Source organism: Streptomyces sp. NPDC050508 (assembly GCF_040655155.1).
Classification (GTDB): domain Bacteria; phylum Actinomycetota; class Actinomycetes; order Streptomycetales; family Streptomycetaceae; genus Streptomyces.
In genome coordinates this window covers 449,027-474,226 of record NZ_JBFAJJ010000002.1, presented here as the reverse complement: position 1 = coordinate 474,226, position 25,200 = coordinate 449,027, and the positions used below count along the sequence as shown (strand labels likewise).

Below are 25,200 nucleotides of genomic sequence, written 5' to 3'. Positions count from 1 at the left end.
GTGATTCAGTGGCAGAAGTCAACGTACTCCGGTGGCGCGGCGGGCAACGAATGTGTGGAACTTGCCCATAGCGAAGGCGAGTTGCTCCTCCGTGAAAGCGACGACGCCGCCCGAATACTTCCACTTACCCGCACTGGTCTCGCTGCTCTCCTCCAGTGCGTTCAGGGCGAGGGACGGGTGAGGAGGTAGCCGGAGACGGGGTCGGGGCTTGCGTTGCCAAGGTGGCGGGCGTCGGACCAGTTGCGTTGCTCAACGGGTGCGAGCAGGGACTCGATCGTGCACGACCACGTCTTACACAGGGCTCGCAGGAAGAGTCCGTAGAGGCCACCCGACGTGCGCCACCACCACTTCTGCCAGGTCAAAGTGGTGTCGTTGCGCGTGGACTCGTATGCGGGGTCGCGGTTCTCAACATCGGGGAAGACCGTCGACAGCGGTGAGGTGAGGATCTTGCCGGCGATGATGATCCAGTTGGTGGGAAGCTGCACGGTTTGCCCGGACAGGTAGTGGTAGACCTCCGGAGGCCGGCTTCGCCAGGTCAGGGGCAGACCATTGGCGATGAATACCTCGTTCTTCCGTGCGGCCCAGGCGGCCATGTCGTTTGGCCGCAGGACGCCCTCCCCTGTGAGGGCGAAGGCGATGTCACCAGCGAGTTCCTTGAACGCGTTGTTGAGGGTATGGGCCAACTCCAGCTGGACAGGGTCCCCGAACTGCCCGTTGCCGCGCAGCTGTTGTTCCTGCCTTCGTATCCAGAGCCGGACCTGGTCCTGGTTCGCGACGAGGCCCGCCCGGTCCCGGGAGGCCCGGCTGGGCTGACCGGCGAGGTAGCCGGCGAAGGAGATCGACTCGTCGGCGAGCAGACCGTTCACCGTGACGATGCCCTGGAAGTTGCGCCGCGACATGTAGTACATGTCGTTCCAGAGCGTGGCCAGCCCGATACGCCGTCCCTTGTCGTCGAGCAGCTCGGTGGCCCGCCCGATGAAGTCGTCCCGCATCTGGAGGCGTTGCTTCTCCTCTCCGATGCGCCGGTTGTCGGTCGCGGGAGGGTAGAGGCGGTCGAAGACCTCGTCCGGTGCCCCTGCGGCCAGAGAGAACGGAGCGAGGACATCGAGTCCGGTGGAGCCGGGCTCCCAGGTGTGGATGGGCACCGCGTTCTCCAGCGCCAGCCGCTGGATCAGCTGGGTGAGCCGATCGTCATCGGTCTTGTAGAGCACGCCCTTTACGTCGTTGGGATTTCTCTTGAGTGTGACGCGCACGGTCGTGCCCTCTGGAACCCAATCCCCGGCGGGCAGCGGTGTGAGCAGGGGGCGATGGGAGGGGCCATCGAAGACGAGGCGACGGGCATCCTGGGTGGAGGAGTCGTAGCGGCGGGTGATCAGTTCGACCTGGTTACCGAGCAGGAAGACGGAGAAAAAGCCGATGCCGAACCGGCCGCTGGGCTGGAAACCACCGTCGGCCAGACCGGGCAGCCTGTTGCGAATGCTTGGGGAACTCCAGCCGCTCGTGCCGAAGTCGAGCAGACCGTGTACGAGAGTCTCCTCGTCCATACCTATGCCGTTGTCGCGGATCTCCAGGCACCAGCCCCCGTCGGCCCCGGTCAGCCGCACCTCAATGCGTCCGTCCGCGAAGTCGGGTTGCAGTGCCCGACGGGCCAGAACAGCGTCCTGGCCGTTTTGGATCAGTTCCCGTACGGCGACCTCTGGCTCGTCGCCATACAACTGCTCCCCGCCAAGGCTCTTGACCAGGGCGGGGACGTCGGTGACCTTGACGGTCGCGTCTATGGGGCGCCAACCCTGCACACGGAAGAGTTCGGCGAAGCGCTCGGGGGAGTCAACTCCGGCGACCGCGCGGGCGGCGAGCCGGTCCCGGCCGAGGTCGTGCAGGAGGGAGTCGACCTTCTTCAACTCCTTGTCGATTCCACGTAGATAGTCGAGGGCCAGCCACCAGGAAGCCGCGTCCTGTGAGGCGAAGGGGCGCAGCGAGGTGTACCGCACCCGGTCGCCCTTCAAGTGCGGTCGGCTGATGTGTTCCTGGAACCGCCAGTGCTCGCGAGCCATACCCATCGGATTGCGCAGGGAGAACAGCAGGGTCGGAGCTCGGCGGCTGTCGATCTGCGTCGCGTCGGCCAAACGCAGGATGCATGCCAGCTTCAGTGGCTCGATGGTCCACTCGGTCGGTTGCCAGGGCAATGACCCGATCGTGTGCCCAAACTCGCCCGCGACTCGGCTGACCGGCCACCAGTGACTGGCCGCAAGTTCGCCGATTAACGGCCCGTACACTTCGCGCAGTTGGACTTCCTCGATGAGGAACATGGGGTTGCCCGTACTGGACTGCCAGGGCTGGTCCACCAGTCGCCGGGCCTGTTCGGCGTGTGTCTGCCGGATCGCCGTAGCGAGGCAGATGTCCGTGACCTCGTCGGGCGGCGAGTCGAGTTCTTCCTGGTCCGGCCAGCACCCATGCCGCTCGTAGTAGGTCACTGACACGAGATCACGCCACCGCTTCTCACCCAATGCGTCCCGCACACTTGTCCCGTACGCTGCCACCCCCATCGCCGCGTCGTGCAGCACGAAGGCGCAGCCCAGTACGTACGCCTCGGCGGGATTCAACGTCACCTGCCGCCCGCATACGAGATCGGCCGTCTCCCACAATGCATCGACATGATTGATGTCGTGCACCGTGAAGTCGGGCATGCTGCGCTCGTTCTCCTTGAGGAGTACAGCAGCCTTCCTACGCAGTTCGACGTACGACGTCCGCAGGCGTTCGCGCTGTTCGGCCTGGGCATCGCTGCCCGAACGCGAGGCGAGGGTGTCCTGCCACAGGGGCGTACTGGTGTAGTCGTGCTCTGACACCGGGGACGATCACCTCATTGCAGGCAGAAGGAGGAACGCGGCGAGTACCCACATAGTGATCACTGAGACGAGGATGAAGAGCAGGACGTAAGTCTCGTACCAGCGAAGGAAGTTGCCGGGGCGCGGGCGTTTGCGGAAGCCGGGTCCGACGATCTCATCGATGAGGTCGCACTCTTCGTTGCGGAAGTCGAGCCAGGACAGGGCGCCCACAACGATGAGTGTGCCCGTGAACGCGGCGACCACAGTGACGAGGGCCAGCAGTCCGATGACTCCGCCTCGTGCCGTGCCGGGCGGCACGTTCCACTTGCGGTAGCCGACGAAGAGGGCGATGGCTGCGCTGACGAGAGTCGTGGCGAGTGTCTGATAGAGGGCCAAGAAGCGGTGGGCATTTTCGTTGACCGCGTGTATCTGCTGAAGGATGTACCGGTACCGCTCCAGCGCAAAATCATTGCGGACCGAATTTGCTTCCGGCCGCGTCTCCCCCGGTGCCGCCATCGTCCCCCACCTGTCTGACCCCTCATCAGCATAGGTAACTCGGCGCTGCTTGGCACCCGGTGTTGCTCAGCTCATGCGTGAAGTTGCTGTACATGGGCGGTCGCGTGCCGGCGCTGAACACTGGGCAGCGGGATACAGCCCATGACACGGCGTTCGTGGATGCACCGGCGCAACTCCTAGCCATGCGAACGCTCTTTCGTAAGGTGGAAGCAGTCGCCCTGGACCCGTCCCGGTCCCGGAGAGCTACCTACACCGCATCGCCAAGGAGCTGTGAGACATGATCCAGTGGCAGAAATCCAGCTTCTCCAACGGGAACGACGGAGCCAACTGCGTGGAAGTGGCCGCCTCCGAAGGCGAGTTGCTCCTCCGCGAGAGCGACGCCCCCACCCGAATACTCCCCCTCACCCCCACCACCCTCGCCGCCCTACTCCACCGCATCGCCCCGCCCGCAAGCGCCCGGGACCACTGAGCCCCGGGCGCTCACCAGCACTGCACTGTGCACTGTCCTACGACAGTGACTTGTACCCGCCCCACCCGGTCGCGATCTTCACCCGTGCCCCGAACGACCCTTTCCCGTCACCGCTGTTGCGGTACAGGTTGCCGCTCGTGTCGCGGGACACGAGGTCGGCCTTGCCGTCGCCGGTGATGTCGCCGGTGCCGATGACCGTGTTGTACGAGGCGCCCCACGCCGTGAACAGCTTCGCGCGTGCCCCGAACGTGCCCCTGCCGGTGCCGTAGTAGCGGTACACGGTGTTCGACTTGTCCTGGGCCAGCAGGTCGCCGATGCCGTCGCCGTTCACGTCACCGACGCCGACCACCTTCTTGTACGTCTTCCAGTTGGCGTACAGCTTCACCCGCGCCGCCAACTTGCCCGCGCTCGTGCCCTTGTAGAGGTACACGTCCCCGGTCGCCGTGTTGCGCGCGAGCAGGTCCGGGCGGCCGTCGCCGCTGATGTCGCCGGGGGACGTGAGGACGTCGTACTGGTTCCAGCCGCCCGTGCCGAGTGATGTGTACGACGTCGACGGCTTCGGCGCCGTACCGCAGGCCGGCTTGTATGCGCGGAGCGCTCCGCTGCTCAGGCGGACCAGGACGTCGTTGCAGCGGTCGCCGTTCAGGTCGCCGAAGGGGACCGCCTTCACGGTCGTCGGCCAACCGCTGCCGCTGATCTTGCCGGAGAACGTGCCCTTGCCCGTGCCCAGTTGATACGTCAGCGCGCCCGAGGAGCTGAGCGTGAGGAGGTCGCCGGTGCCGTCCGGAGTGGTCGACGTGCCGCCGAAGTCGCGGGCGACCGCCGCTCCGCCAGTGACCGTGACGGTGCCCGAGGCCAGCTTCACGGCCGTGGTCGCGCCCGACTGGGTGGCGCGCAGGGTCCAGGTCAGGGGGCCGTTGGGGGCGTAACTCCCGGATGTCGTACGGCCGTTCCAGGTCAGTGCTGCCTTGAGGCCGGCGGCCGTGCCGGGCAGCGTACGGACGGTCTTCCCGGCGCGGTCCGTGATCGTCACGGTGAAGGACGAGGTCGGCCTGCTGAGCTGCCACGTCGGCGCCCAGGCGCTGCTGGACGTGGTGGTGCCCTTGAGCGCGGCGGTCGCCGGGACGGTGGAGGCGGTGACGGCGAGCGTGGGCCAGGCGGTCCGCGAGCTGTACAGGCGGTCGACGCCGCTGCCCGCCGCGGTGCTGGACCAGACGGCGGTCGCGGTACCGTCCGCGCCGACGCTGACCTTGCCGAGGACGAACGCGGCGGCCGAGCCGGGCAGTTGGGTAGCGGTCGTCCAGGTGCCGTCGCTGCGTACGGACTCCATCAGCTCACGCTCGTCGCCGTGACCGCTCTCCTGGGTCCACAGGGCGTGCACCGTGCCGTCGGCGGTGACCGTCGTGTCGTACTGCTCGGGGACGTACGCCGTCGACAGCGTCCGTACGGCCGACCAGGCGCCGGTGTCCGCGTCGCGGGTGGCGGTGCGGGTGGAGAAGGTGCTCGTGTAGTCGACCCAGACGAGGGTGACGTCGCCGTCGGGCGCGATCAGCGGTTCCGGAGTGTCGGCGAGGTTCTCCGTGGCCGTCACGGACTCCGGAGCGGACCAACTGCCGTTCGCCGCCGAGCGGTTGACTGTGAGGATGGTCGAGTCCTCGGACGCGTCCGTGCCCTTGTAGGCGACCGTCACGGATCCGTCCTCAGCCGCCGTGGCCTCGGGATTGCTGATCGACTCGTATGAGGCGGTCGCCGCCGTCGGCGCGGACCACCCGGTGGCGCCGGGCGCCCTGGACACCGTACGCACCGAGGCGGACTCGCCGGCGGTCTGCTTGTACACGACGACGGCGGTACCGTCGGGGGTGACGGCGACGCTCGGCGCGTAGGCCGCGTCCGCCCCCTCCGTGGTGGCAGCGCTGAGCTGCACGGCTGCCGACCAGGTGCCGTCCGTGCCGCGGGCGGCGGCGTGGACCTCGGTCTTCGACGCGCTGGTGGCCCTGGTGCTCCAGACCGCGGTGAGCGTGCCGTCGGGGCTCTCGGCGAGGTCGATGCCGCCGTCGGACCAGGCCGCGTCGGCGCCGACCAGTTCGGTGGGCGCCGACCAGCCGGAGTGGTCGGCGGCCAGCACGGCACTGAGCAAACGGATGTTCAACCCCCCTGATCCCGGGGCGGTTTCGTTCGGGTACTCCACCCACAGTGCGGTGACCGTGCCGTCGGCGGAGGCGTGCAGCTTGACGTTGCCGGCCTCGGTCGGGGTCGTCGCGAGCAGCGCGGGGGTGCCCCACGCGTCACTGCCGGCTGGCCGTACGGCGGCGTACAGCTTCCGTTCGTCGCTGCTGGTGCTCGCGAGCTGGTTCCACACGGCCACGGCGGAGCCGTCGGACGCGGTGACGACATCCAGGACGGAGGCGTCGGCGTCGGTGACCGGGGTGGCGGTCGCGGCCCAGGGGGCGACCGGAGCGGCGGCGGCGGATCCGGCGGCCAGAACCGGCAGCAGGGTGCCGCCCGTCAGAGCGAGCGTCACCGAGGTGATCGCGAACGCCGTCCGGCGCCGCGAAAGGGCGTATCTGCCCACGTGTTCATCCCTCCCCACGGAGAGGTACACCCTCTCCGCACAAGTGTGCGGACTTTACCAGCGCTTTTACCTCTGGAAGCGAGAGGGTCCGTCTCTCGACGACTTCAGGATTCATGGGAAACCACAGCTCACTCCCATGCTTCTTACAGACCTCTTACCTACCGTCCGGGCATGACGGGAAACGAAACAGCGAACGAGTCGCAAGAACAACCGCGTAACCAATCCCCCGCGCACAAACGGGACTTGACCCGACGCAAGGTCGTCGTGGCGGGCGGAGCCGCCGTCGCCGCGGTCGGTGTGGGCGGAGGGCTCGCCGCGAGCGCGTTCGCGGACGGTACGGCCTCCCCCGCGTCCGCGAAGAGCACGGCGAGCGGCGCCGAGACGTGTTACACGCTCACCTCGGAGACCACCGAGGGCCCGTACTACATCGACGCCGACAAGATCCGCCAGGACATCACCGAGGACAAGGAGGGCATCCCCCTGACCCTCACCCTCAAGGTGATCGACGCGGAGACCTGCAAGCCGCTCAGGAACGCGGCCGTCGACATCTGGCACTGCAGCGCGCTCGGCATCTACTCCGGCTACGAGGCGATGAGCAGCGGAGGCGGAGGCGGCGGCGCTCCCACCGACGCGCCCTCGGGCACCCCGACGGACACACCGTCGGGCACCCCCACCGGTGAGCCCCCGTCCGGCGGCACCGGCGGCGGTCACTCCGAGCCGACCGACGACGAGCGGTATCTGCGCGGCACCTGGAAGACCGACAAGCGCGGCTACGTCACCTTCAAGACGGTGTTCCCCGGCTGGTACCAGGGCCGTTGCGTCCACATCCACGTCAAGGTGCACGTCGACGGCGAGTGGACGGACGCGGGTTACGAGGGCGGACACACCTGCCACACCGGCCAGTTGTTCTTCGACGAGAAGTCGGTGCTCGCGTCGGCGAAGGTCGAGCCGTACTCCACGAACACCACCACCCGCACGACCCTCACCGAGGACACGATCTACCCGCAGAACGGCCACGAGGGCGGCCTGCTCTTCCTCGACTACGACAAGAAGCGCATCGCCAAGGGTGTCCGCGCCCACCTGACGATGGGCGTCGCCCCGGACGAGACCCACGACAGCACGGACACCCAGCCGAGCGCGTCGGCATCGGCGTCGGCGTCCTCATAGGGCCGTAGGCCGTAACTGTGCTCAGGATCAGGAAAGTTGGCGAGCCGCGGCAACCTTCTTGATCCTGACGGCCACTGAGGAGTCGTAACCCCTCGCCGTACCAAAGGACTTCCCGTGGCCGCCACCGCTTCACCCGCCCCCTCCCACCGCCGCTCCCTCCGCAAGCGCCGCACGATCGTCGTCACGGCCGCCGTAGCCGCCGCGGGCATCGGCGCGGGCTATCTCGTGCTCAACGCGAACGCGGCGAGCACCACCGCGACCGTCGACCTCTACCACCAGACCCTCGCGGCCAAGGACGGCTGGGCCTCGTCCGGTACCGGTACCACCGGCGGCGCGAAGGCCGACGCCGCGCACACCTTCACCGTGAGCACCCGCGCGCAGCTCGTGAAGGCGCTGGGGTCCGCGAGTGACACCACCCCGCGGATCGTCAGGATCAAGGGCACGATCGACGCGAACACCGACGACTCCGGGAAGAAGCTGACCTGCGCCAACTACGCGGCGGGGACCGGGTATTCGCTGTCCGCCTACCTCAAGGCCTACGCCCCCTCCACCTACGGCACCTCCAAGCTGCCCTCCGGCACGCAGGAGAAGGCGCGGGCGGCGGCGCAGGTCAAGCAGGCGAAGAACATCGTGTTCAAGGTGCCGGCCAACACCACCGTCGTGGGCGTGCCCGGCACCAAGGCCGGGATCACCGGCGGCATGCTGCAAGTACAGAGCGTGGACAACGTCATCGTGCGGAACCTGACCTTCGCCGCCACCCAGGACTGCTTCCCGCAGTGGGACCCGACGGACGGGGACAGCGGCAACTGGAACTCGCAGTACGACGCCGTGACCCTGCGCGGTGCCACGCATGTCTGGGCGGACCACAACACGTTCACCGACGCGCCCGGCCTCGACACCGCCGACCCGACGTACTACGGCCGCCAGTACCAGATCCACGACGGCGACCTCGACATCACCAAGGGCTCGGACCTGGTGACCGTCGAGCGCAACCAGTTCACCAACCACGACAAGACGATGCTCATCGGCAGCAGCGACACCGACAGCGTCGGCAAGCTGCGCGTCTCCATCCACCACAACGTGTGGAAGGGCATCGTGCAGCGCGCTCCGCTGGCCCGGATCGGGCAGATCCACATCTACAACAACTACTACGACACCACGAACCTCAACGGGTACGTGCTCCAGTACAGCGTCAACTCACGGGCCAAGGCCCAGGTGGTGGCGGAGGACAACTACTGGAAGACGTCCGCCAGTCAGAAGGTCAGCAAGCTGTTCAGCGGTGACGGGACCGGGTCGATCGCGGGCGGCGGCAACCTCGTCAACGGAACGGCCACCGACCTCGTCGCCGCCTACAACGCCGCCAACTCCAAGAAGCTGAAGACCACCGTGAACTGGACGCCGACCCTCACGGCCGGCCTGGAGACCTCCGCCAAGAACCTGCCGACGGAGCTCTCGACCACCACTGGGGCCGGGGTGCTCAAGTAGCGATCGCGCTCCGGAGCCGCAACTTCCCTTGCCGGCAGGGCAGTTGCGGCTCAGCTGTCGTACGTCCCGTCCCACGGCGGGCCGAAGGCGTGCCGGTCCGGGTACAGCTCGGCCCAGCTGCCGTCCTCGTCCTCCTCGACCAGCAGGCCGAACAGGACGCCGTCCACGGTGCGTTGGAAGGGCCGGACCGCGATGTCGGTGTAGCTGCGGCGGGGGAGGGCGCGGAGCAGTTTCGCCAGGTGGATGCGGGCCTGCGAGAGGACCGAGTCGTCGCCGTGCGGGGCGCGTTGCTGTTCAGCCCAGGTGCCGGCGCACCAGATCTCCGAGTCGCGGTAGCGGCCCGCGGCGTCGAAGGTGTGGAGCACCGTGTAGAGACGTTTCTGCTCTTCCCAGCCGTCGGCGGGACGGAAACCCTGTGGGAACGCGTAGGTGACCGACGCCAGGAACTGACCGTCCGCGTAGCGGCCGACGGCGCCGCTGCGCTGATTCGGGTCGTAGGCGATCGGGATGACCTCGGGGACTGCCATGGCGGCACCTTACGGGTTGGCGCGAACACGTCTACGTCGGGGTCCGTCACCGAGCCCGCATGACCTCGCTGAGTTGACCCGGGGTCAATGGTGGCACCGCGATGGGATGCGCCGCACCAGCCCGCAGGCCGTCGAGGAAGAACGCCAGGCAGCGGCGCCAGATGTCGGGGGCCGTCGTCATCGACTCCCGGATCACCTGGGACATCGCCCAGATCAGGGTGACCAGGTCCTCCGGCTCGAAATCGGGGCGCAACTGCCCGCTGTCCCGGGCCCGTTCGATGATCTCCTCCGCACGCAGAAAGCCGCGGTGACAGGCCTGTTCGACCTCCCCCGCCGGCCGGAACCGCTGTGCCAGCGCGTCATTGAGGCCGTGGTCCTCGGCCTGCAGCGCGAAGAGTCCCTCGATGTACCCGACGAACCCGTCCCAGGGGTCCGGAGCCGCCAGCGCCGTCTCGGTGATCCGCTCCATCGCGGCCAGCCGCTCCGGGAAGATCGCGTCCCAGAACGCCTCCCGGGTCGGGAAGTGGTTGTACAGCGTGCCGATGCTGACCCCGGCCCGCCGGGCGATCTCCTCCAACGACGCGTCGAGACCACGTTCGCCGAACACCTCGGTGGCGGCGGCGAGCAGTTTGGCGCGGTTGCGCGCGGCGTCGGCCCGCAGGGGTTTGGGGGTGGGGGCGGGGGCGGACGTGGGCTGGTGCATGGCTCCATCATACGGAACTTGAGGCGGCCCTCAGGTTCCGTGCTACGGTCGGGAAGGTAAGTTGAGAGCGCCCTCAAGTTATTGACCGGAGTGCGAACCCGACCCGAAGGGCACCGTCATGTCCCGATCCGCCACGGAAGAACCCAAGGTCGCCGTCGTCATCGGGGTCGGCCCCGGCCTCGGCATGTCCGTCGCCCATCGCTTCGGCCGTGAGGGGTACACGGTGGCCGTGGTGTCCCGCAGCGACACCCGGCACGCCGACTACGTCGCGTCACTCGCCGCGGCGGGGATCGAAGCCACGTCCTACGTCGCCGACGTGCGCGACAGCAAGCAGCTCGGCTCGGTACTCGACACTGTCGCCGAGCGGTACGGCCGTATCGACCTCGTCTACTACGGGCCGGGCGCCCTCGATCTCGACGCGCGCCGGAAAACCATCACCGAGACCGACCCCGCCGACGTCCAGGAGGCGATGAGCTGGATGTATCCGGCCGTCGACGTGGTGGGCAGGGTGCTGCCCGGCATGGTCGAGCGCGGTGGCGGTGCCTTCGTGTTCGCGGGCGGGCTCAGTGCCGTGGTGCCGATGCCCGGCCTCGGCGCGCTCGCCGTCTCCTCGGCCGCCCTGCGCAACTACGCCCTGACCCTCAACGCGGCGCTCGCCGACCAGGGTGTCTACGCCGGGAACCTGGTCATCGGCGGACTCATCGAGCGGGGCGACATCCACCGGCTGGTGACGTCGAACCCCGAGCAGTTCGGGAACGTCGGCGAGCGGACCCTCGACCCGGACGACATCGCCGACGGTGCCTGGGAGTTGGTGCGGCGACAGGATCGCGCGGAGGACACGTTCAGCGTGTTCGCCTAGGAGTCGACGCGCGGGAAGAGGACCGCGCCCTTCGTCACCGGGGAGCCGGGCGGGAGTTGCCCCCAGTCGGAGGCCTGCCGGATGTCCTGGTCCCGCAGCGGGCCCAGGGACGTCGAGGCGCCGAGGGAGTCCCACAGGTGTTGCGAGGTCTCCGGCATGATCGGGTCCAGGAGGATCGCGATCGCGCGGAGTGAGTCCGCGGCCGTGTAGAGGATCGTCGCCAGGCGGGTGCGGGCCTCGGGGGAGTCGGTCTTGGCGACCTTCCAGGGTTCCTGGTCGGTCAGATAGCCGTTGACCTGTCGGACGAAGTCGAATACGGCCAGGATGCCGCCCTGGAAGTCGAGTTGGTCGCCGATACGGTGGTCCGCCTCCGAAGTCGCCGTGAGCAGGGCCGACTTGAGTGAGCGCTCGGCCTCGGTCTCCTCCCCCGGCGCGGGCAGCGTCCCGTCGAAGTACCTCGCCGTCATCGCGGTCACCCGGGACGCCAAGTTGCCGTAGCCGTTGGCGAGTTCGCTGGTGTAGCGGGCGGTGAAGTCCTCCCAGGAGAAGGAGCCGTCCTGGCCGAAGGCGATCGCGCGCAGGAAGTACCAGCGGTAGGCGTCCACGCCGAAGTGCGCGGTCAGGGTCTCGGGGCTGATGCCGGTCAGGTTCGACTTGGACATCTTCTCGCCGCCGACCAGGAGCCAGCCGTTGGCGGCGATCCGGCCCGGCAGCGGCAGGCCGTTGGCCATGAGCATCGCCGGCCAGATCACCGCGTGGAAGCGGAGGATGTCCTTGCCGACGAGATGGACGTCCGCCGGGAACGTCGCCTCGAATTTCTCGGGGTTCTCGTTGTAGCCCACCGCCGTCGCGTAGTTGAGGAGCGCGTCCACCCAGACGTAGATGACATGCGACTCGTCCCAGGGGACCTTGACGCCCCAGTCGAACGTCGAGCGGGAGATCGACAGGTCCTGGAGGCCCTGGCGGACGAAGTTCACGACCTCGTTGCGGGCCGAGGCGGGCTGGATGAAGTCCGGGTGGGCGTCGTAGTGGGCGAGGAGACGGTCGCCGTACTCGCTCAGCTTGAAGAAGTAGTTCTCCTCCTTGAGGAGTTCCACCGGGCGTCGGTGGATGGCGCACAGCGGAGCCCCACTGCCGTCCTCCGCCTGGATCAACTCGCTCGGGAGCTTGTACTCCTCGCAGTAGACGCAGTACGGGCCCTCGTAACCGCCCTTGTAGATCTCGCCCTTGTCGTACAGGTCCTGCACGAACTCCTGGACGCGGTCCGTGTGCCGGCGTTCCGTCGTGCGGATGAAATCGTCGTTGGAGATGGCGAGATGAGCCCAGAGAGGCTTCCAGGACTCCTCGACCAGGCGGTCCGCCCACTCCTGCGGGGGCACGCCGTTCGCCTCCGCCGTGCGCTGGATCTTCTGGCCGTGCTCGTCCGTGCCCGTCAGGAACCAGACGTCCTCCCCGCGCCGGCGGTGCCAGCGGGCGAGGACGTCCGCGGCGACGGTGGTGTAGGCGTGGCCGAGGTGGGGGGCGTCGTTGACGTAGTAGATGGGGGTCGTGACGTAGTAGGACTTCACCGGGTCAGCCCTGGTCTCCGCCGAAGCGCTCCTTGTACGTCTCCAGATCCTCTTCCGTGAGCTTCGCGAAGAGGACCGGGGGGACGGTGAAGGGGGTGCCCGCGGGGACGGTGGTGAGGGACTTCGCCTCTTCGGGCGAGACCCACGTTGCCTTGTCGTCCGGGAGTGAGAACGCTGCGCGCATCGCCGCCGAGGAGGACGGGATGAAGGGTTCCGAGACCACCGCGTAGAGGTGGATCAGGTTCATCGCGGTGCGCAGGGTGAGGGCCGCGGCCTCCGGGTCGGTCTTGATCTCCAGCCAGGGGGCCTTCTCCTCCAGGTAGGAGTTGCCGGCCGACCACAGGGCGCGGAGCGCCGCCGCGGCCTTGCGGAACTGGAGGGCCTCCATCTGGGTCTCGTACTCCGCGAGCAGGTCGGCGATCTGCTCGCCCAGCTTCGTCTCCGGCTCGCCTGCCGCCCTGCCTGCCGGGACCTCGTCGCCGAAGCGCTTCTTCGAGAAGGAGAGGACCCGGTTGACGAAGTTGCCGAGGGTGTCGGCCAGGTCCTTGTTCACCGTGGCGGTGAAGTGCTCCCAGGTGAACGACGAGTCGTCCGACTCGGGGGCGTTGGCGATCAGGAAGTAGCGCCAGTAGTCCGCCGGGAGGATGTCCAGGGCCTGGTCGGTGAAGACGCCGCGCTTCTGGGACGTGGAGAACTTGCCGCCGTAGTACGTCAGCCAGTTGAAGGCCTTGACGTAGTCGACCTTCTTCCACGGCTCGCGGATGCCGAGCTCGGTGGCCGGGAACATCACCGTGTGGAACGGGACGTTGTCCTTCGCCATGAACTCCGTGTAGCGGACGGTCGCGTCCGCCTCGTACCACCAGGACTTCCAGTCGCGGGTCTCGCCCTCGGGTGCCGCGTCCGACCATTCCTTGGTCGCGCCGATGTACTCGATCGGGGCGTCGAACCAGACGTAGAAGACCTTGCCCTCCGCCGCCAGCTCCGGCCAGGTGTCCGCGGGGACCGGGATGCCCCAGTCCAGGTCTCGGGTGATCGCGCGGTCGTGCAGACCTTCGGTGAGCCACTTGCGGGCGATGGAGGAGGCGAGCTGCGGCCACTCCTCCTCGTGGGCCGCGACCCACTCCTCGACCTCGTGCTGGAGCTTCGACTGGAGGAGGAAGAGGTGCTTGGTCTCCCTGACCTCCAGGTCGGTGGAGCCGGAGATCGCGGACCGGGGGTTGATGAGGTCGGTCGGGTCCAGGACCCGGGTGCAGTTCTCGCACTGGTCGCCGCGGGCCTTGTCGTAGCCGCAGTGGGGGCAGGTGCCCTCCACATAGCGGTCCGGGAGGAAACGGCCGTCGGTGGGCGAGTACACCTGGCGGATCGCGCGCTCTTCGATGAAGCCGTTCTCGTTCAGGCGGCGGGCGAAGTGCTGCGTGATCTCCCTGTTCTGGGGGGAGGAGCTGCGGCCGAAGTAGTCGAAGGCCAGCGCGAAGCCGTCGTAGACCGCCTTCTGCGCGTCGTGGGCCTGCGCGCAGAACTCGGCGACCGGGAGGCCCTGCTCCTTCGCGGCCAGTTCCGCGGGGGTGCCGTGTTCGTCCGTCGCGCAGATGTACAGGACGTCGTGGCCGCGCTGGCGGAGATAGCGGGAGTACACGTCCGCCGGGAGCATGGACCCCACCATGTTGCCCAGGTGCTTGATCCCGTTGATGTACGGAAGGGCGCTGGTGATGAGGTGTCGAGCCATCGGGGGGTTGCTCCCAGGTCGGTGTGTTGCTGTTGGTGCGAACCTTGAAATCGTAGCCGACACGGGTATGCCGCCCGCCTCCCGTTTTACGGGGTGGGAAGCGGGCGGCACAGGGGTTTCGGTGGGTTTCGGTGCTACGGGCGCCAGTCGATCAGTACGCCGTCGTAGAGCTCGGCGTCCGTGAGCTCCAGGGGGGTCGGGCCCGCGTGGAAGAAGGCCGTGTTGTCGGTCTTCAGCTTGCGGAGGTAGTCGAAGGCCTTGTTCTCGTGGTCGCCGAACGCGACGAACGAGAAGAACACGGAGGCGTGCGACTTCGCGGCGTCGGTCAGGGACTGGGTCGCCGGGGTCTTCGCGTCCGGGGCGCCGTCCGTCTGGAAGACGACGAGGGCGGGGGTGCCGGGGGTGGCGTTCTTGTCGTAGTGCGCGAGTACGGCTTCTACGGCGGCGTGGTAGCTGGTGCGGCCCATGCGGCCGAGGCCGGCGTGGGCCTCGTCGATCGCGTTCTCGGGGGAGGTGGGGGTGAGGTCGGTGGTGCCGTCGACTTCGGTGGAGAAGAAGACGACGTGGACCTTGGCCTCGGGGTCCAGATGGGCTGCCAGGGCTACGGTCTGGTCGGCGAGGGCCTGTGCGGAACCGTCCTTGTAGTACGGGCGCATGCTCGCGGAGCGGTCCAGGACGAGGTAGAGCTTCGCTCGGGTACCGGTGAGGTTGGCCTTGGCGAGGGCGACGGCGGCGGAGTCGCTGCCGACGATCTCGGCCTCGGCTTCGCCATCGGCCTCGAAACTGTTCCCACCCGCACCGCCCGTGACGGTTTCGTCGTCGGGTGCGGGTGGCCCCTGTGGGGCGGAATCGCCGTCGGCGGCTGCGGCCACGGGTTCGAGGGTGGTCGCCTCGGCTGCGGGCTCCGGTTCGGGGGTGACCTCGGCGACGGGTTCTGCGACGGGTTCTGCGACGGGTTCTGCGACGGGCTCCGGCTCGGCTTCCGGCTCCGCCTCGGGGGCGGTCTCCGCGACCACCTCGGGCTCGGCTTCCGGTTCCGGCGTGACGTCGGCGACCGGCTTCACCTCGGGCTCGGGCTCGGCGACCGGCTTCGCTTCGGCCTCCGCGACCGGCTCGACGACCGGTTCGGGCTCGGGCTCCGGCGTCACGTCGGCGGCAGGCTCCGCTTCCGCTTCTGCCTCCGGCTCGGCGATCGGCTCGGCCTCCGCCTCCGGCGTCACCTCAGCGGCAGGCTCGGCCTCAGTCACAGGCGCCGCCTCTGCCTCGACAACCGCCTCCGCCTCCGCGACCGGCTCAGCAACAGCCTCGGTCACCGGCTCGGCAACGGTCTCAGACACGGGCTCGGCAACAGCCTCGGTCACCGGCTCAACGGCAGCCTCAGTCGTCGGCTCAACCGCAACCTCAGTCACCGGCTCGGCAACAGCCTCGGCCGCTGGCTCAATCGCAGCCTCGGTCGCCGGCTCAACAACAACCGGCTCCCGTTCCGCCGCAGCCCCGGTACCCTCCGTCCCTTCCTCCGACGTCGTCGGCTTCGGGACCGTCACGTTGTCGAAGGCCAGTGCCACGAGCTCGTGCTCGTCGTCCTCCAGGGTGGAGGACGGGCGGGGTTCCGGGACCTGGGGTGTTGCCGCAGGTGACGGGGTCGGCGTCGAGGTGAGTTCGGGTTCTGTGGAGGGGGACGGGACCTTCGCGTCCGGTTCCACGGTGGTCGGCTGCTCTTGCGAAGGAGTGCGTTCCGCACCCTCTGCTCCGGCGGCACGCTCCTTGCGTGACCTGCCGAATGCATTCCGCAGGAGAGTGAGAATGCCCATGTGCGCAACCCTTCGCGTGAGTTGAAGCCGTCAATCCCTGGCCAGGACGGACACGTAAGGTTAGCGGCCCCGGACGGCGATCTTAGGCAGGGGCAAGGCGCGTGGGACGCGCTCTGTCAACACCCCCGGTTTCAGCCGCCACTTCGCACGCCCGTTCACCGGCCCGTTCGTCGGTTCGTTCACTTGTCGTTCATGAGTCATGGGGTCGTGTCAGTGGTGCCCTCTACGGTGCCTTTCATGACGGACGCGAGGCACACGACGGACACGACGGACATGACGCAGGCCGAGGACACGGGACACTGGATACACCGTCCGCTCCCGCACCACGACGAGGTCAACGTCGTCTTCTTCCGGGGGATGTCGTTGGACGCGCTCACGCGAGAACTCCTCGCCGTGCAGCGCATCCCGCTCGCGTACGCCAAGGACACCGGGTGGGGGCTGGTCATGCACGACATGTTCGGCTGGAACAGCGACGACTACGACCTCACCCACTACGGGCAGGTGTGCCGCGGCGGCGGTGAACTCGTCGTCATCGTCACGGAACCGTGTCTCGCCAAGGCGCACGGGCCCGCGTTCGAGTACTACCGCGACGGACGTCTCGTCAGCGGGTTCAGCTTCGAGACCCCGTACTACGGCGTCGGTGACGAGCCCGATCTGCTGGCGTCCGCCCTCACGGCGGCGCGGCTGATCGGGCCGCACGCGGAACTCGACCGGGACGACCAGGAGGAACGGATCGCGCGGGTGATCTCGGACTTCTTCGCGCTCCCCGATCTCGAACTGCCCTGATCTCAGTGGGGCGATGCGATCGCCCGTGCCGCCGCGACCTCCTGCCGCAGTGGCTCCAGCACGCTGTCCGCCGGGCCCGTCAGATCCGTACGGACTTCTACCAGCACCTCCGACTCGCGTACGCCCTGCGACAACTCCCTGAGTTGGAGGGCTACTTGGGCCACCTCGGCCGGTGACGGCGGGGGTGCTCCGTGCTTCACCCGGACCCTCGCCGCCGTCGTCGCGTCGACGATCCGTTCCACGGCGACGACCAGGGGCAGCCAGCCCGCTGCCCGGCGGCCGGTGGGCGGGGGTTCGGTGAGGGCGCGTTGGAACTCGGTGCGGATGACGGACAGGTCGCGGTAGAGGCGGCGGCGCATGCGGGCACGGGCGGCCGGGTCGACCTCCGCACCCGAGGCACCCGAGGCACCCGAGGCACCGGATGTGCCGGATACGCCGGATGTGCCGAACGCCGAGTCCACGTACCGTGCCGTGTCCGCGACCGCCTCCGCCAGGCGGTCGCCTACCCGCGTGTGCCAGCTCTCCGGCCAGAGCAGGTAGCCGGCGACCAGCGCGATGCCGCAGCCGATCAGCGAGTCCACCAGGCGGGGGAGCAGCAACGCCGTGCCCTGGTGGTTCAGGACGTCGGAGAGGAGCAGGATCACCGGCGTGATCGCCATCGTCTGATAGCCGTAACCCCTTGGTGTCAGGGCCGGGATCAGCGGGGCCAGGAGGAGCAGGACCAGTACGTCCCACCAGCCCCTCGGTACCGCCGACAGGACCGCCGCCGCGATCACCAGTCCCGCCACCGTGCCGAGCGCGCGCAGCAGGGCCCGGGAGAAGACCGAGCCGAAGTCGGGCTTGAGGACGAAGGTGATGGTCAGGGCCACCCAGTACGAGCGCGGTACCGGGACGGACGACACCAGCACCTGCGCCAGGCCGATGCAGACCGCCAGGCGTAGGCCGTAGCGCCAGGAGCCCGAGGACAGCAGGACGTTGCGGGCGGCTCTCGCGGCCCTGATGCGGAGTGCCGCCGGGCGGCCCAGGCGGTCGTCGATGCCCCTCGGGTCCACGTCCGGGGCCGTGACCACCTCCGCCGCGTGGCGCAGGGCGTGGTCGATCGCGCGGGTTGTCTCGCCGGTGGGGGTGGGGAGGTCGAGCCCTATCGGGCCGGTGTAGCCGGTCTCGACGGCCTGCGCGAGGTGGCGGACCGTCTCGCGGATCTGGGGTGGGAGCGGGTGGCCCGACTGGTGGACGGCGGGGGCTGCCTCGACCACCGGGGTGATGGCGTTCAACTGGGCCAGCAGGCGGGTCAGTTCGGGGCTGCGGCCGTGGTGGCGGGCTCGGCGGGCGAGGACCAGGTCGTAGGACTGGTTGAGGGATTGGGTGACGGACTGGCGGGCGGCGTCGTAGCCGGCCGTCGGGTCGTCGCCGCACGTCGCGAGGAGGTCGGCGACGGTGCGGTAGGTGTTCGCCACCGCCGATCGCTCCGGGATTCCGGAGCGCAACGGCCAGGCCAGCAGGGCCAGGAGGAGGACCAGGAGGCCGCCGCCGGACATCAGGACAGGGGCCAGCCACCACGCGCCGGGGAGCGGAAGTCCCGCGCCGATCACCGAGTTGAGGAGCAGGAGCAGGCCGGATACGGAGGCCACTGCGCCGATCGTCGAGATCATCCCGGAGACGAGCGCGATGCCGGTGAGCGCGGCGACGGCATACCAGCCGTGGCCGTACACCGCGGAGCCGAGCGTGACGCCGATGGCGCCGAAGAGCTGGGGGATCGCGATGTTGAGGATGCGCATGCGGTAGGCGTCGGCGGTGTCGCCGATGACGCCGGAGAGGGCGCCCATGGAGGCGAGGGCGCCGTAGGCGGTCTGTCCGGCGGCGAGGCCGATGGTGAGGGGGAGGGCCATCGCTACGGCGGCGCGGGCGATGGCAGGCCAGTTGAGGGGGGCCTGCGGGGGCTGGAGGTTCCTCACCAGCCAGTCGGGGGGTGTGAGGCCGATGGGGAACTCGCGGGACATGCGCCCATTATGGGCAGCCCCCGAAGTTATTCGTGCTGGTGGAGTGCGATGTCGACGAGCAGGGCGCGGTGGTCGGTGTCGGCGAGGTCGAGGAAGCGGGCGCTGTTCGCGGAGAAGTCCGGGGACAGGAGGACGTGGTCGATCTGGGTGCCGAAGGTGGGGGCGAACCTCTCCGGCCAGCTGGAGGTGCGGGGGTGCCCGGCGAGGCGGGCCGCGTCGCGCAGGCCCGTGTCCAGGATGTGGCGGAAGGCCGCGTGGTCCTGGGAGGAGTTGAAGTCGCCGGCGAGGATCGTGGGGGTGGTGGGGTCCGCGGACGCGTAGGTGCGGAGCCTGCCGAGTTCGCGGTGCCACAGGGCGACCTGGCGCGGCAACGGGGGCATGGGGTGCGCGAGTTGGAGCCGTACGGAATGGCCGTCCACATCGGCCACCGCGCCCGGCATGCCCATCGTGCCGGTCACGCCCTTCGTGCCCTTGAGGGGGAAGCGGCTGAGGATGATCGAGCCGTGGGAGCCGGCCGCGACGACCGCCTGCCGGTAGGGGAACTCGGTGTCGAAGTCCCGGCGCAGCGTGGCCTGGCAGGTGTACTCGCACTCCTCCACGAACACCACGTCCGGCCGCTCCCGCCGGATCACCGGGACCAGGGAGCCGGTGCCCTGCCCGAACTCGACGTTCGAGGTCAGCACCCGGAACTCGGCGAGCGCGGGCCCGCTCGGGTCGTCGCTCTTCCCGTACGGCTCGATGAACCACGCCAGCAGTCCGAGCAGCGCTACGCCCCAGACCAGGCCGAGCCGCCACCGGGTGAGGAGTGCGAGGAGCAGTCCGAAGCCGGTGGGGGCGAGCAACCAGGGCAGGAAGGCGAGGAGTTGGGGGACGGGGGTGATGCCGTCCGTGTCGGCCGCACGGCAGCCGACGACCACGCTCACCACGGCGAACAGCAGTCCGGCGCACCAGCTCGCGAGGCGTCGCCCGCGGTGGCGTTCGGGTACGAAGTCGGCGGCGGTCCACTCGGTGGTCGTGGTGCCCAAGGGGTGACCTTCCGCCGGTGGACGCAGATGCCCGAAATCATCCCACGTGTGCCAGGAACTCCCCCAGGATCTCGTTGAACTCCTTCGGGCGTTCCAGGTTGGGCAGATGGGCCGCGCCCTCGATCACGCGGAGCGTGGAGTCGGGGAGCGCCGCGTGCATCGCCTCCGCGTCGGAGACCGGGGTGTAGGTGTCGTCCGCGCCCACGACCACCAGGGCCGGGACCGTCACCCGGGTCAACAGGTCGCGGTAGTCCGGGCGTTGGGCCCGGGCGCGCAGGGCCGCCGCGGCGCCCTCGGGGTGCGTGGCCGTCATCATGCGGTGGACGTGCGCCTTGACCGGGGCGTCCGCGTGCGGGGCCACCATCCGCTCCAGGACCTCGTCGGCGTAGCCGCCCATGCCTTCGCGCAGGAGGCGGTCGGCGGTGGTGTCCCGGGTGCGGGCCGCCTCCGGTGTGTCCGCCGCCGGGAAGGTGTCGGCGAGGACCAGGCCCCGGACGCGGTCGGGGAACCGGCCGTAACAGTCCATCGCGATCTGGCCGCCCATCGACAGCCCGGCCAGCACGCACGTCTCCACCTTCAACCCGTCCAGCAGCGCCTCGATGTCGGTGGCGAAGTCCGAGAAGCGGGTGATGGCGGGGATCGAGGGGGAGGCGCCGTAGCCGCGCAGGTCGGGGGCGACGACCCGGCGGGCGGGGGAGAACGCCTCGATCTGCGGGGTCCACATCGTGTGGTCGAAGGGGTGGCCGTGGATGAGGACAAGGGGGAGATAAGGGGAAGTAAGGGGTGGCATGTGATCGACCCTAGATCCGCTCGACTCATCGGTGCAATAAGATCTTTGCCCTCGGTGCAATGTGAGGAAAGAGATTTAGGTGGGGGTGGCTCTGTGAGTGACTACCGGCGGATCGCCGACCGCATCGCGGACGACATCGCCTCCGGACGGCTCCGGCCGGGCCAACAGCTGCCCCCGCAACGGGTGTTCGCCCGGCGGCGCGGGATCGCCGGGTCGACGGCCGGGCGGGTGTACGCCGAACTCGTGCGGCGGGGACTGGTGGTGGGGGAGGTCGGGCGCGGCACCTTCGTACGGGCCGCGGCGGCGGGGCCGTACGGGCAGGCCCTCATCGAGGCGCCGGCTGCGGCAACCTCCCCGAACTCCGCGCCGGTGAACCTGGAGCTCAACTACCCTTCCGCGCCCGGTCAGTCGGAGCTGCTCGCCCCCGCCCTCGCGCCCCTTCTCCGCCCGGACGTGCTGACCGAGGCGCTGCGGCCGGCCCCGGCCAACGGCACGGCGGCGGCCCGTGAGGCGGCGGCCGACCTGCTCGCCACCCCCGGCTGGCGTCCCGATCCCGGCCGGGTCCTCTTCGCGGGCAACGCCCGGCAGGCCATCGCCGCCACCCTCGCCTCCCTGGTCCGGCCGGGCGGCCGGGTCGGGGTGGAGCCGTTGACGTATCCACTGGTCAAGCAGATCGCGGCGCGCCTCGGCATCACCCTCGTCGCGCTGGAGGCGGACGGCGAGGGGCCGCGCCCGGAGTCCGTCGCCGCCGCGCACCGCACCGCGCCCCTCTCCGCCCTCTATCTCCAGCCGACGCTGCACAACCCGACCTCGGTGACGACGAGCGAGCCGCGGCGCGTCGAAATCGCCCGTGTGGTGCGGGAGTTGGGGCTGCCCGTCGTCGAGGACCGCATCTGGTCCTTCCTCCATCCGCACTCCCCCGCGCCGCTCGCCGCGCACGCCCCCGGCCTCGTCCATGTCGTCGACGGGCTGTCCAAGCGGGTCGCCCCGGGGCTCACCGTCGGTTTCCTCGTCGTACCGGAGCAGCGGGTCGACGCGGTGGCCGCCGCGGTCCGCTCGGGCGGGTGGAGCGCGGGGCGGTTCGCGCTGGAGGCGGGGACGCGGTGGACGGCGGACGGGACGGTGGCACGGCTGGTGGCCGCGAAGCGGGCGGACGCGGCGGGGCGACAGCGGCTCGTCGCCGAGGAGTTGGCCGGGTTCGCCGTACGGTCCGATCCGCTCACCTATTACGCCTGGTGGGAGTTGCCCGCGCCGTGGCGGGCGGACACGTTCACGGCCGCGGCGGCGGCGCTCGGGATCGCCGTCACACCGGGGCCCGCCTTCGTGGTGGACCCGAACCGGACCCCGGACGCGGTCAGACTTGGGCTTGCGTCGGCTGCTGTGCCCGATCTGACGCGGGCGCTGCGGACGCTCGCCGGCCTCGCACGAGGCGGAGGGGCAGGAGCAGGAACTCCCCTGCCCGGCGGGCGTACCGGGTGAGCCAGGCCGCCGCGGCCACCGTCAGGCCGACGCCCAGCAGCAGCCAGGCGACCGTGCGCAGGGTCGAGGTGAGGGCGTCGTAGATCGCGCCGCCCGCCGCCGTGGAGACCTCCGCCGGCAGGTCGGCGACGGTGAAGTGGCGGCCGATCGCGAGGGCGAGGCCGAGCAGCGCGCCGCCGAGGGCCGTGCCGAGCGCGGTCGCCGTGATCGCGCGACGGCGCCGCACGGCGACGGCGATGCCGGTGACCGCGAAGACGGCGGCGGCGACGGGGAGCCAGAAGCCGGCGACTTCGAGCACGTGGAACCCCTTCCGGAGCGGGCCCAGCTCACCGGCCGGGAGAACCGCGACCTCGGTGTGTTCGACCGGGATGCGGTTCGCCAACAGGAGGTTGTCGTGGGCGAGTTGACGTTTGATGTGGGTGGTCAGCGGGGCGAGGTCGACGGTGACCGTGCCGCTCTGGCGGTCGTCCTCCAGGGCCTGGAGCACGGCGTCGTGGGTCGCGCGGTTGCCCTCGTCCCAGGCCAGGCGGAAGGCCTCGGTCCTGGTGAACGAGCGCACCGCGTCGTGCACGAACGGCGCCATCGTGCCCTGTGTCCCGTCCACATGGACCTCGCGCAGGATGCCCGCGCCGACCGTGTCCGCGATGACGTTCCGTACGTCCGGGTCGGCCGCGAGGGGCGCCATCGTCGTGACGTAGCGGCCGGAGTCGGTCAGCCCGTACGCCGCCCAGGCCGCCAGCGCGCCGAAGGGCGTGAGGAGGCAGGCGAGGGCGACGAGTACGGCCGACAGGGCGCTCCGGAGACGTGGGGGCACCCCTTCAGGACAGGGCCGGGGGGCGTGGTGCGCGAGCGGGTTGACTGCATTCGGGTGCAAGGTCCAGCCGAACGGGCGGGTGGGGTTGCGGAAACCCCCGGAACCCTCCGAAACCCTTGGCGGAACTGGGGATTCCGCCCTCCGGTGGAGGGTTCACCCGAACGGGTGTTTCCTGGAGCTGGGGAGAAGGAGGCCGAACATGCGCACCACTCCGGCCCTGCGGACTCTGGCCGCGGCCCTGCTCACCGGTGGCACTCTCGCCGTCGCGGCGGCGGGCACCACGGCGGCGGCAGCACCGCCCACGTACGCCGAAGGACATGGCGGTGGCGGCGGTGGCGGCAGTCCGATCTGGGGCACGATCGTCTCCCGCACGGATCTGAACGTGCGGCAGTCACCCACCACTCAGTCCCCCGTCGTTGACGCGCTCTCACCGGGCAGTCAGGACCGCGTCCAATGCGTGGTCAGGGGACAGAGCGTCAACGGGAACTCCGACTGGTACTGGCTCGTCGGCGCGCAGGGCTGGGCGAGCGCCGCCTTCGTCGACACCGGCGGCCAGCGGGTGCCGTCCTGCTCGGACCCCTGTCCGGGCTGGAAGGACGGCGGCAACTCGAACTCCGGCTGGAACAACAACTCCGGCAACTCCAACTGGAACAACGACCCGAACTGGACCGACAACTCGTCCGCGTGGAGCACTTCGGCCTCCGGGTCCTGGAGCGTCTCGGGCTCGTGGAGCTGGAGCGCCTCCGGCTCCTCGTCCGGCGGCGGCATCTGGAACTGGGCGCCGTAAGGGAGAAGGGGAAAGGAGTGGGCCCCGGCCGACCGGCCGGGGCCCACTCCTTGTGCCGTACGACGTCAGCGGATGCGGTTGCCCGCTCCGTCCTCGCGCGTGTAGTAGCGGTAGAAGAACACCAGGAACACGCCCGCCGTGGTCGCGAGCCCGACGGCCGTGGACCGCAGCACGCTCTCGCCGCTCTGGCTGTACAGGAAGCCGAGCGCGGCGCCCGCGAAGCCGGACTTCACCAGCGAGTGCAGTTCGCGCTTCAGCAGCGGCGCGAACCGTGCCACCGCCAGGCACAGCACGATGAACGCCAGCGCGGTCACGAAGCCGAACAGGATGTTCCAGCCCGTGATGGGACCGCCGCTGCGACGGTTGGCCGCCGCCCAGTAGCCGTAGACGAGCCCCAGGACGACCGGGATCGCCACGCTCGCCACGCGGTGGACGCGTACGTCGAAGATGTCGGGCAGACCGCTCGGGGCGGTGAATCCGCCCGAGCCCGGCGTGGGTGCCGCTTGAGCCATGAGAGCACTCCTCTCTCTCGCCCCCGTCTACCAATGCACACCCCGGGGGAGGCGGTGGCAAGTCGGGGTGCGGCCTTGGTTGCCCCATGTTTCGCTGGGGCGCATGAAGCTCGTACTCTTCGGCGCCACCGGCATGGTCGGCAGCCGGATCGCCACCGAGGCGTCGGCCCGCGGACACCAGGTCCTCGCGGTCAGCCGCTCCGGACAGTCACCGCTCCCCGGGATCACGGCCACGGCGGCCGACGCGGCCGACCGGGAGAGGGTGGCGGAGGTGGTGCGCGGCGCCGACGCCGTCGCCTCCGCGTGCGTACCGCCCCGCGACGGCAGCGACCCGCGCGGGCCCTTCCTCGCCCTGAACGAGGCACTCGTGGCGGGCGTCCGCGCGGCCAGTGTCGGGCGGCTGATGGTCGTCGGCGGCGCCGGCGGCCTGGAGGTCGCCCCCGGCCAGGCGCTCAGCGACCAGCCCGGCTTCCCCGAGGCCTACCTCCCGGAGGCCCACGCCCACCGCGACGTCCTCGCCTACTACCGCGCCCTCGACGACGGCCTCGACTGGACCTACGTCTCCCCCGCCGCCGAGATCGCCCCCGGCACCCGCACCGGCCGCTTCCGCGTCGGCGGCGACGAGTTCATGACCGACGACCAGGGCCGCAGCTTCGTCAGCGCCGAGGACTACGCGGTCGCCTTCGTCGACGAACTGGAGCAGGACGCCCACCCGCGCAGCCGGATGTCGGTCGCGTACTGACGGCCGTGAACGGCCGCGGACTCAGACCGGTGCGCTA

The 25,200-nt window shown here is 69.6% G+C and carries 21 protein-coding genes; 9 read left to right on the top strand and 12 right to left on the bottom strand.

All coding sequences use genetic code 11. The features are described 5' to 3' along the window. Nucleotides 1–189: a DUF397 domain-containing protein gene (locus tag AB0I69_RS07305; protein WP_363094588.1), complete on the top strand. Its 189-nt coding sequence runs from the start codon at nucleotides 1–3 to the stop codon at nucleotides 187–189. Here the strand turns inward: AB0I69_RS07305 and AB0I69_RS07300 are convergent. Continuing rightward, nucleotides 162–2,846, bottom strand: coding sequence for an ATP-binding protein (locus tag AB0I69_RS07300; RefSeq protein WP_363094587.1), 2,685 nt, complete (start codon nucleotides 2,844–2,846; stop codon nucleotides 162–164). The genes AB0I69_RS07305 and AB0I69_RS07300 overlap by 28 nt on opposite strands. A gap of 9 nt (nucleotides 2,847–2,855) precedes the next feature. After that, nucleotides 2,856–3,341, bottom strand: a complete 486-nt coding sequence (locus AB0I69_RS07295) for a hypothetical protein (protein ID WP_363094586.1) — start codon at nucleotides 3,339–3,341, stop codon at nucleotides 2,856–2,858. 277 nt (nucleotides 3,342–3,618) lie between these two features. Here AB0I69_RS07295 and AB0I69_RS07290 point away from each other — a divergent pair, with 277 nt between their 5' ends. Continuing rightward, entirely contained in the window at nucleotides 3,619–3,810 is a 192-nt protein-coding gene (locus AB0I69_RS07290; RefSeq protein ID WP_363094585.1) for a DUF397 domain-containing protein, read from the top strand. Nucleotides 3,811–3,847: 37 nt separating this feature from the next. Here the strand turns inward: AB0I69_RS07290 and AB0I69_RS07285 are convergent, their stop codons facing one another. After that, entirely contained in the window at nucleotides 3,848–6,382 is a 2,535-nt protein-coding gene (locus tag AB0I69_RS07285; protein WP_363094584.1) for an FG-GAP-like repeat-containing protein, read from the bottom strand. 171 nt (nucleotides 6,383–6,553) lie between these two features. Here AB0I69_RS07285 and AB0I69_RS07280 point away from each other — a divergent pair, with 171 nt between their 5' ends. Next, nucleotides 6,554–7,549: a dioxygenase gene (locus tag AB0I69_RS07280; protein WP_363094583.1), complete on the top strand. Its 996-nt coding sequence runs from the start codon at nucleotides 6,554–6,556 to the stop codon at nucleotides 7,547–7,549. 114 nt (nucleotides 7,550–7,663) lie between these two features. Beyond that, the gene (locus AB0I69_RS07275; protein WP_363094582.1) at nucleotides 7,664–9,034 is read left to right on the top strand and encodes a polysaccharide lyase family 1 protein; all 1,371 of its coding nucleotides are present in this window, start codon (nucleotides 7,664–7,666) and stop codon (nucleotides 9,032–9,034) included. 50 nt (nucleotides 9,035–9,084) lie between these two features. Here the strand turns inward: AB0I69_RS07275 and AB0I69_RS07270 are convergent, their stop codons facing one another. Both AB0I69_RS07270 and AB0I69_RS07265 read right to left on the bottom strand, forming a co-directional pair. Further along, nucleotides 9,085–9,561 (bottom strand): hypothetical protein, encoded by a 477-nt coding sequence (locus AB0I69_RS07270; RefSeq protein ID WP_317884376.1) that lies wholly within the window; start codon nucleotides 9,559–9,561, stop codon nucleotides 9,085–9,087. A gap of 46 nt (nucleotides 9,562–9,607) precedes the next feature. Then, nucleotides 9,608–10,264, bottom strand: a complete 657-nt coding sequence (locus AB0I69_RS07265) for a TetR family transcriptional regulator (RefSeq protein WP_363094581.1) — start codon at nucleotides 10,262–10,264, stop codon at nucleotides 9,608–9,610. A 118-nt stretch (nucleotides 10,265–10,382) separates the two neighbouring features. Here AB0I69_RS07265 and AB0I69_RS07260 point away from each other — a divergent pair, with 118 nt between their 5' ends. Further along, the gene (locus AB0I69_RS07260) at nucleotides 10,383–11,123 is read left to right on the top strand and encodes an SDR family NAD(P)-dependent oxidoreductase (RefSeq protein WP_363094580.1); all 741 of its coding nucleotides are present in this window, start codon (nucleotides 10,383–10,385) and stop codon (nucleotides 11,121–11,123) included. On the opposite strand, the gene metG (AB0I69_RS07255) is transcribed toward AB0I69_RS07260, so the two are convergent. The 3 genes from metG (AB0I69_RS07255) to AB0I69_RS07245 form a co-directional block, all read right to left on the bottom strand. Then, nucleotides 11,120–12,691, bottom strand: coding sequence for a methionine--tRNA ligase (gene metG, locus AB0I69_RS07255; protein ID WP_363094579.1), 1,572 nt, complete (start codon nucleotides 12,689–12,691; stop codon nucleotides 11,120–11,122). The genes AB0I69_RS07260 and metG (AB0I69_RS07255) overlap by 4 nt on opposite strands. A 4-nt stretch (nucleotides 12,692–12,695) precedes the next feature. Next, entirely contained in the window at nucleotides 12,696–14,417 is a 1,722-nt protein-coding gene (gene metG, locus AB0I69_RS07250; RefSeq protein WP_363094578.1) for a methionine--tRNA ligase, read from the bottom strand. 134 nt (nucleotides 14,418–14,551) lie between these two features. Next, nucleotides 14,552–16,228 (bottom strand): VWA domain-containing protein, encoded by a 1,677-nt coding sequence (locus AB0I69_RS07245; RefSeq protein WP_363094577.1) that lies wholly within the window; start codon nucleotides 16,226–16,228, stop codon nucleotides 14,552–14,554. A gap of 237 nt (nucleotides 16,229–16,465) precedes the next feature. Here AB0I69_RS07245 and AB0I69_RS07240 point away from each other — a divergent pair, with 237 nt between their 5' ends. Beyond that, nucleotides 16,466–17,014, top strand: coding sequence for a hypothetical protein (locus AB0I69_RS07240; protein ID WP_363094575.1), 549 nt, complete (start codon nucleotides 16,466–16,468; stop codon nucleotides 17,012–17,014). Nucleotides 17,015–17,016: 2 nt separating this feature from the next. Here the strand turns inward: AB0I69_RS07240 and AB0I69_RS07235 are convergent, their stop codons facing one another. Genes AB0I69_RS07235 through AB0I69_RS07225 form a run of 3 tightly spaced genes read right to left on the bottom strand, consistent with a single transcriptional unit; the run spans nucleotide 17,017 to nucleotide 20,829 of the window. Continuing rightward, the gene (locus AB0I69_RS07235) at nucleotides 17,017–19,014 is read right to left on the bottom strand and encodes an FUSC family protein (protein WP_363094574.1); all 1,998 of its coding nucleotides are present in this window, start codon (nucleotides 19,012–19,014) and stop codon (nucleotides 17,017–17,019) included. 26 nt (nucleotides 19,015–19,040) lie between these two features. Further along, nucleotides 19,041–20,039, bottom strand: a complete 999-nt coding sequence (locus tag AB0I69_RS07230) for an endonuclease/exonuclease/phosphatase family protein (RefSeq protein WP_363094573.1) — start codon at nucleotides 20,037–20,039, stop codon at nucleotides 19,041–19,043. Nucleotides 20,040–20,076: 37 nt separating this feature from the next. Further along, on the bottom strand, nucleotides 20,077–20,829 hold the full coding sequence (locus AB0I69_RS07225) for an alpha/beta hydrolase (RefSeq protein ID WP_363094572.1): 753 nt from the start codon (nucleotides 20,827–20,829) through the stop codon (nucleotides 20,077–20,079). Between the two features lie 93 nt (nucleotides 20,830–20,922). Here AB0I69_RS07225 and AB0I69_RS07220 point away from each other — a divergent pair, with 93 nt between their 5' ends. Continuing rightward, nucleotides 20,923–22,308 carry a PLP-dependent aminotransferase family protein gene (locus tag AB0I69_RS07220; protein WP_363094571.1) on the top strand — a complete coding sequence of 462 codons (1,386 nt, stop codon included), beginning with the start codon at nucleotides 20,923–20,925 and terminating at the stop codon, nucleotides 22,306–22,308. Nucleotides 22,309–23,321: 1,013 nt separating this feature from the next. Next, nucleotides 23,322–23,909 (top strand): SH3 domain-containing protein, encoded by a 588-nt coding sequence (locus AB0I69_RS07215; RefSeq protein WP_363094570.1) that lies wholly within the window; start codon nucleotides 23,322–23,324, stop codon nucleotides 23,907–23,909. 65 nt (nucleotides 23,910–23,974) lie between these two features. Here the strand turns inward: AB0I69_RS07215 and AB0I69_RS07210 are convergent, their stop codons facing one another. Next, a complete protein-coding gene (locus AB0I69_RS07210; protein ID WP_363094569.1) occupies nucleotides 23,975–24,421 on the bottom strand; it encodes a hypothetical protein in 447 nt (148 codons plus the stop codon). A 103-nt stretch (nucleotides 24,422–24,524) separates the two neighbouring features. Here AB0I69_RS07210 and AB0I69_RS07205 point away from each other — a divergent pair, with 103 nt between their 5' ends. Next, the gene (locus tag AB0I69_RS07205) at nucleotides 24,525–25,163 is read left to right on the top strand and encodes an NAD(P)H-binding protein (protein WP_363094568.1); all 639 of its coding nucleotides are present in this window, start codon (nucleotides 24,525–24,527) and stop codon (nucleotides 25,161–25,163) included. The last annotated feature ends 37 nt before the right edge of the window (nucleotides 25,164–25,200 follow it).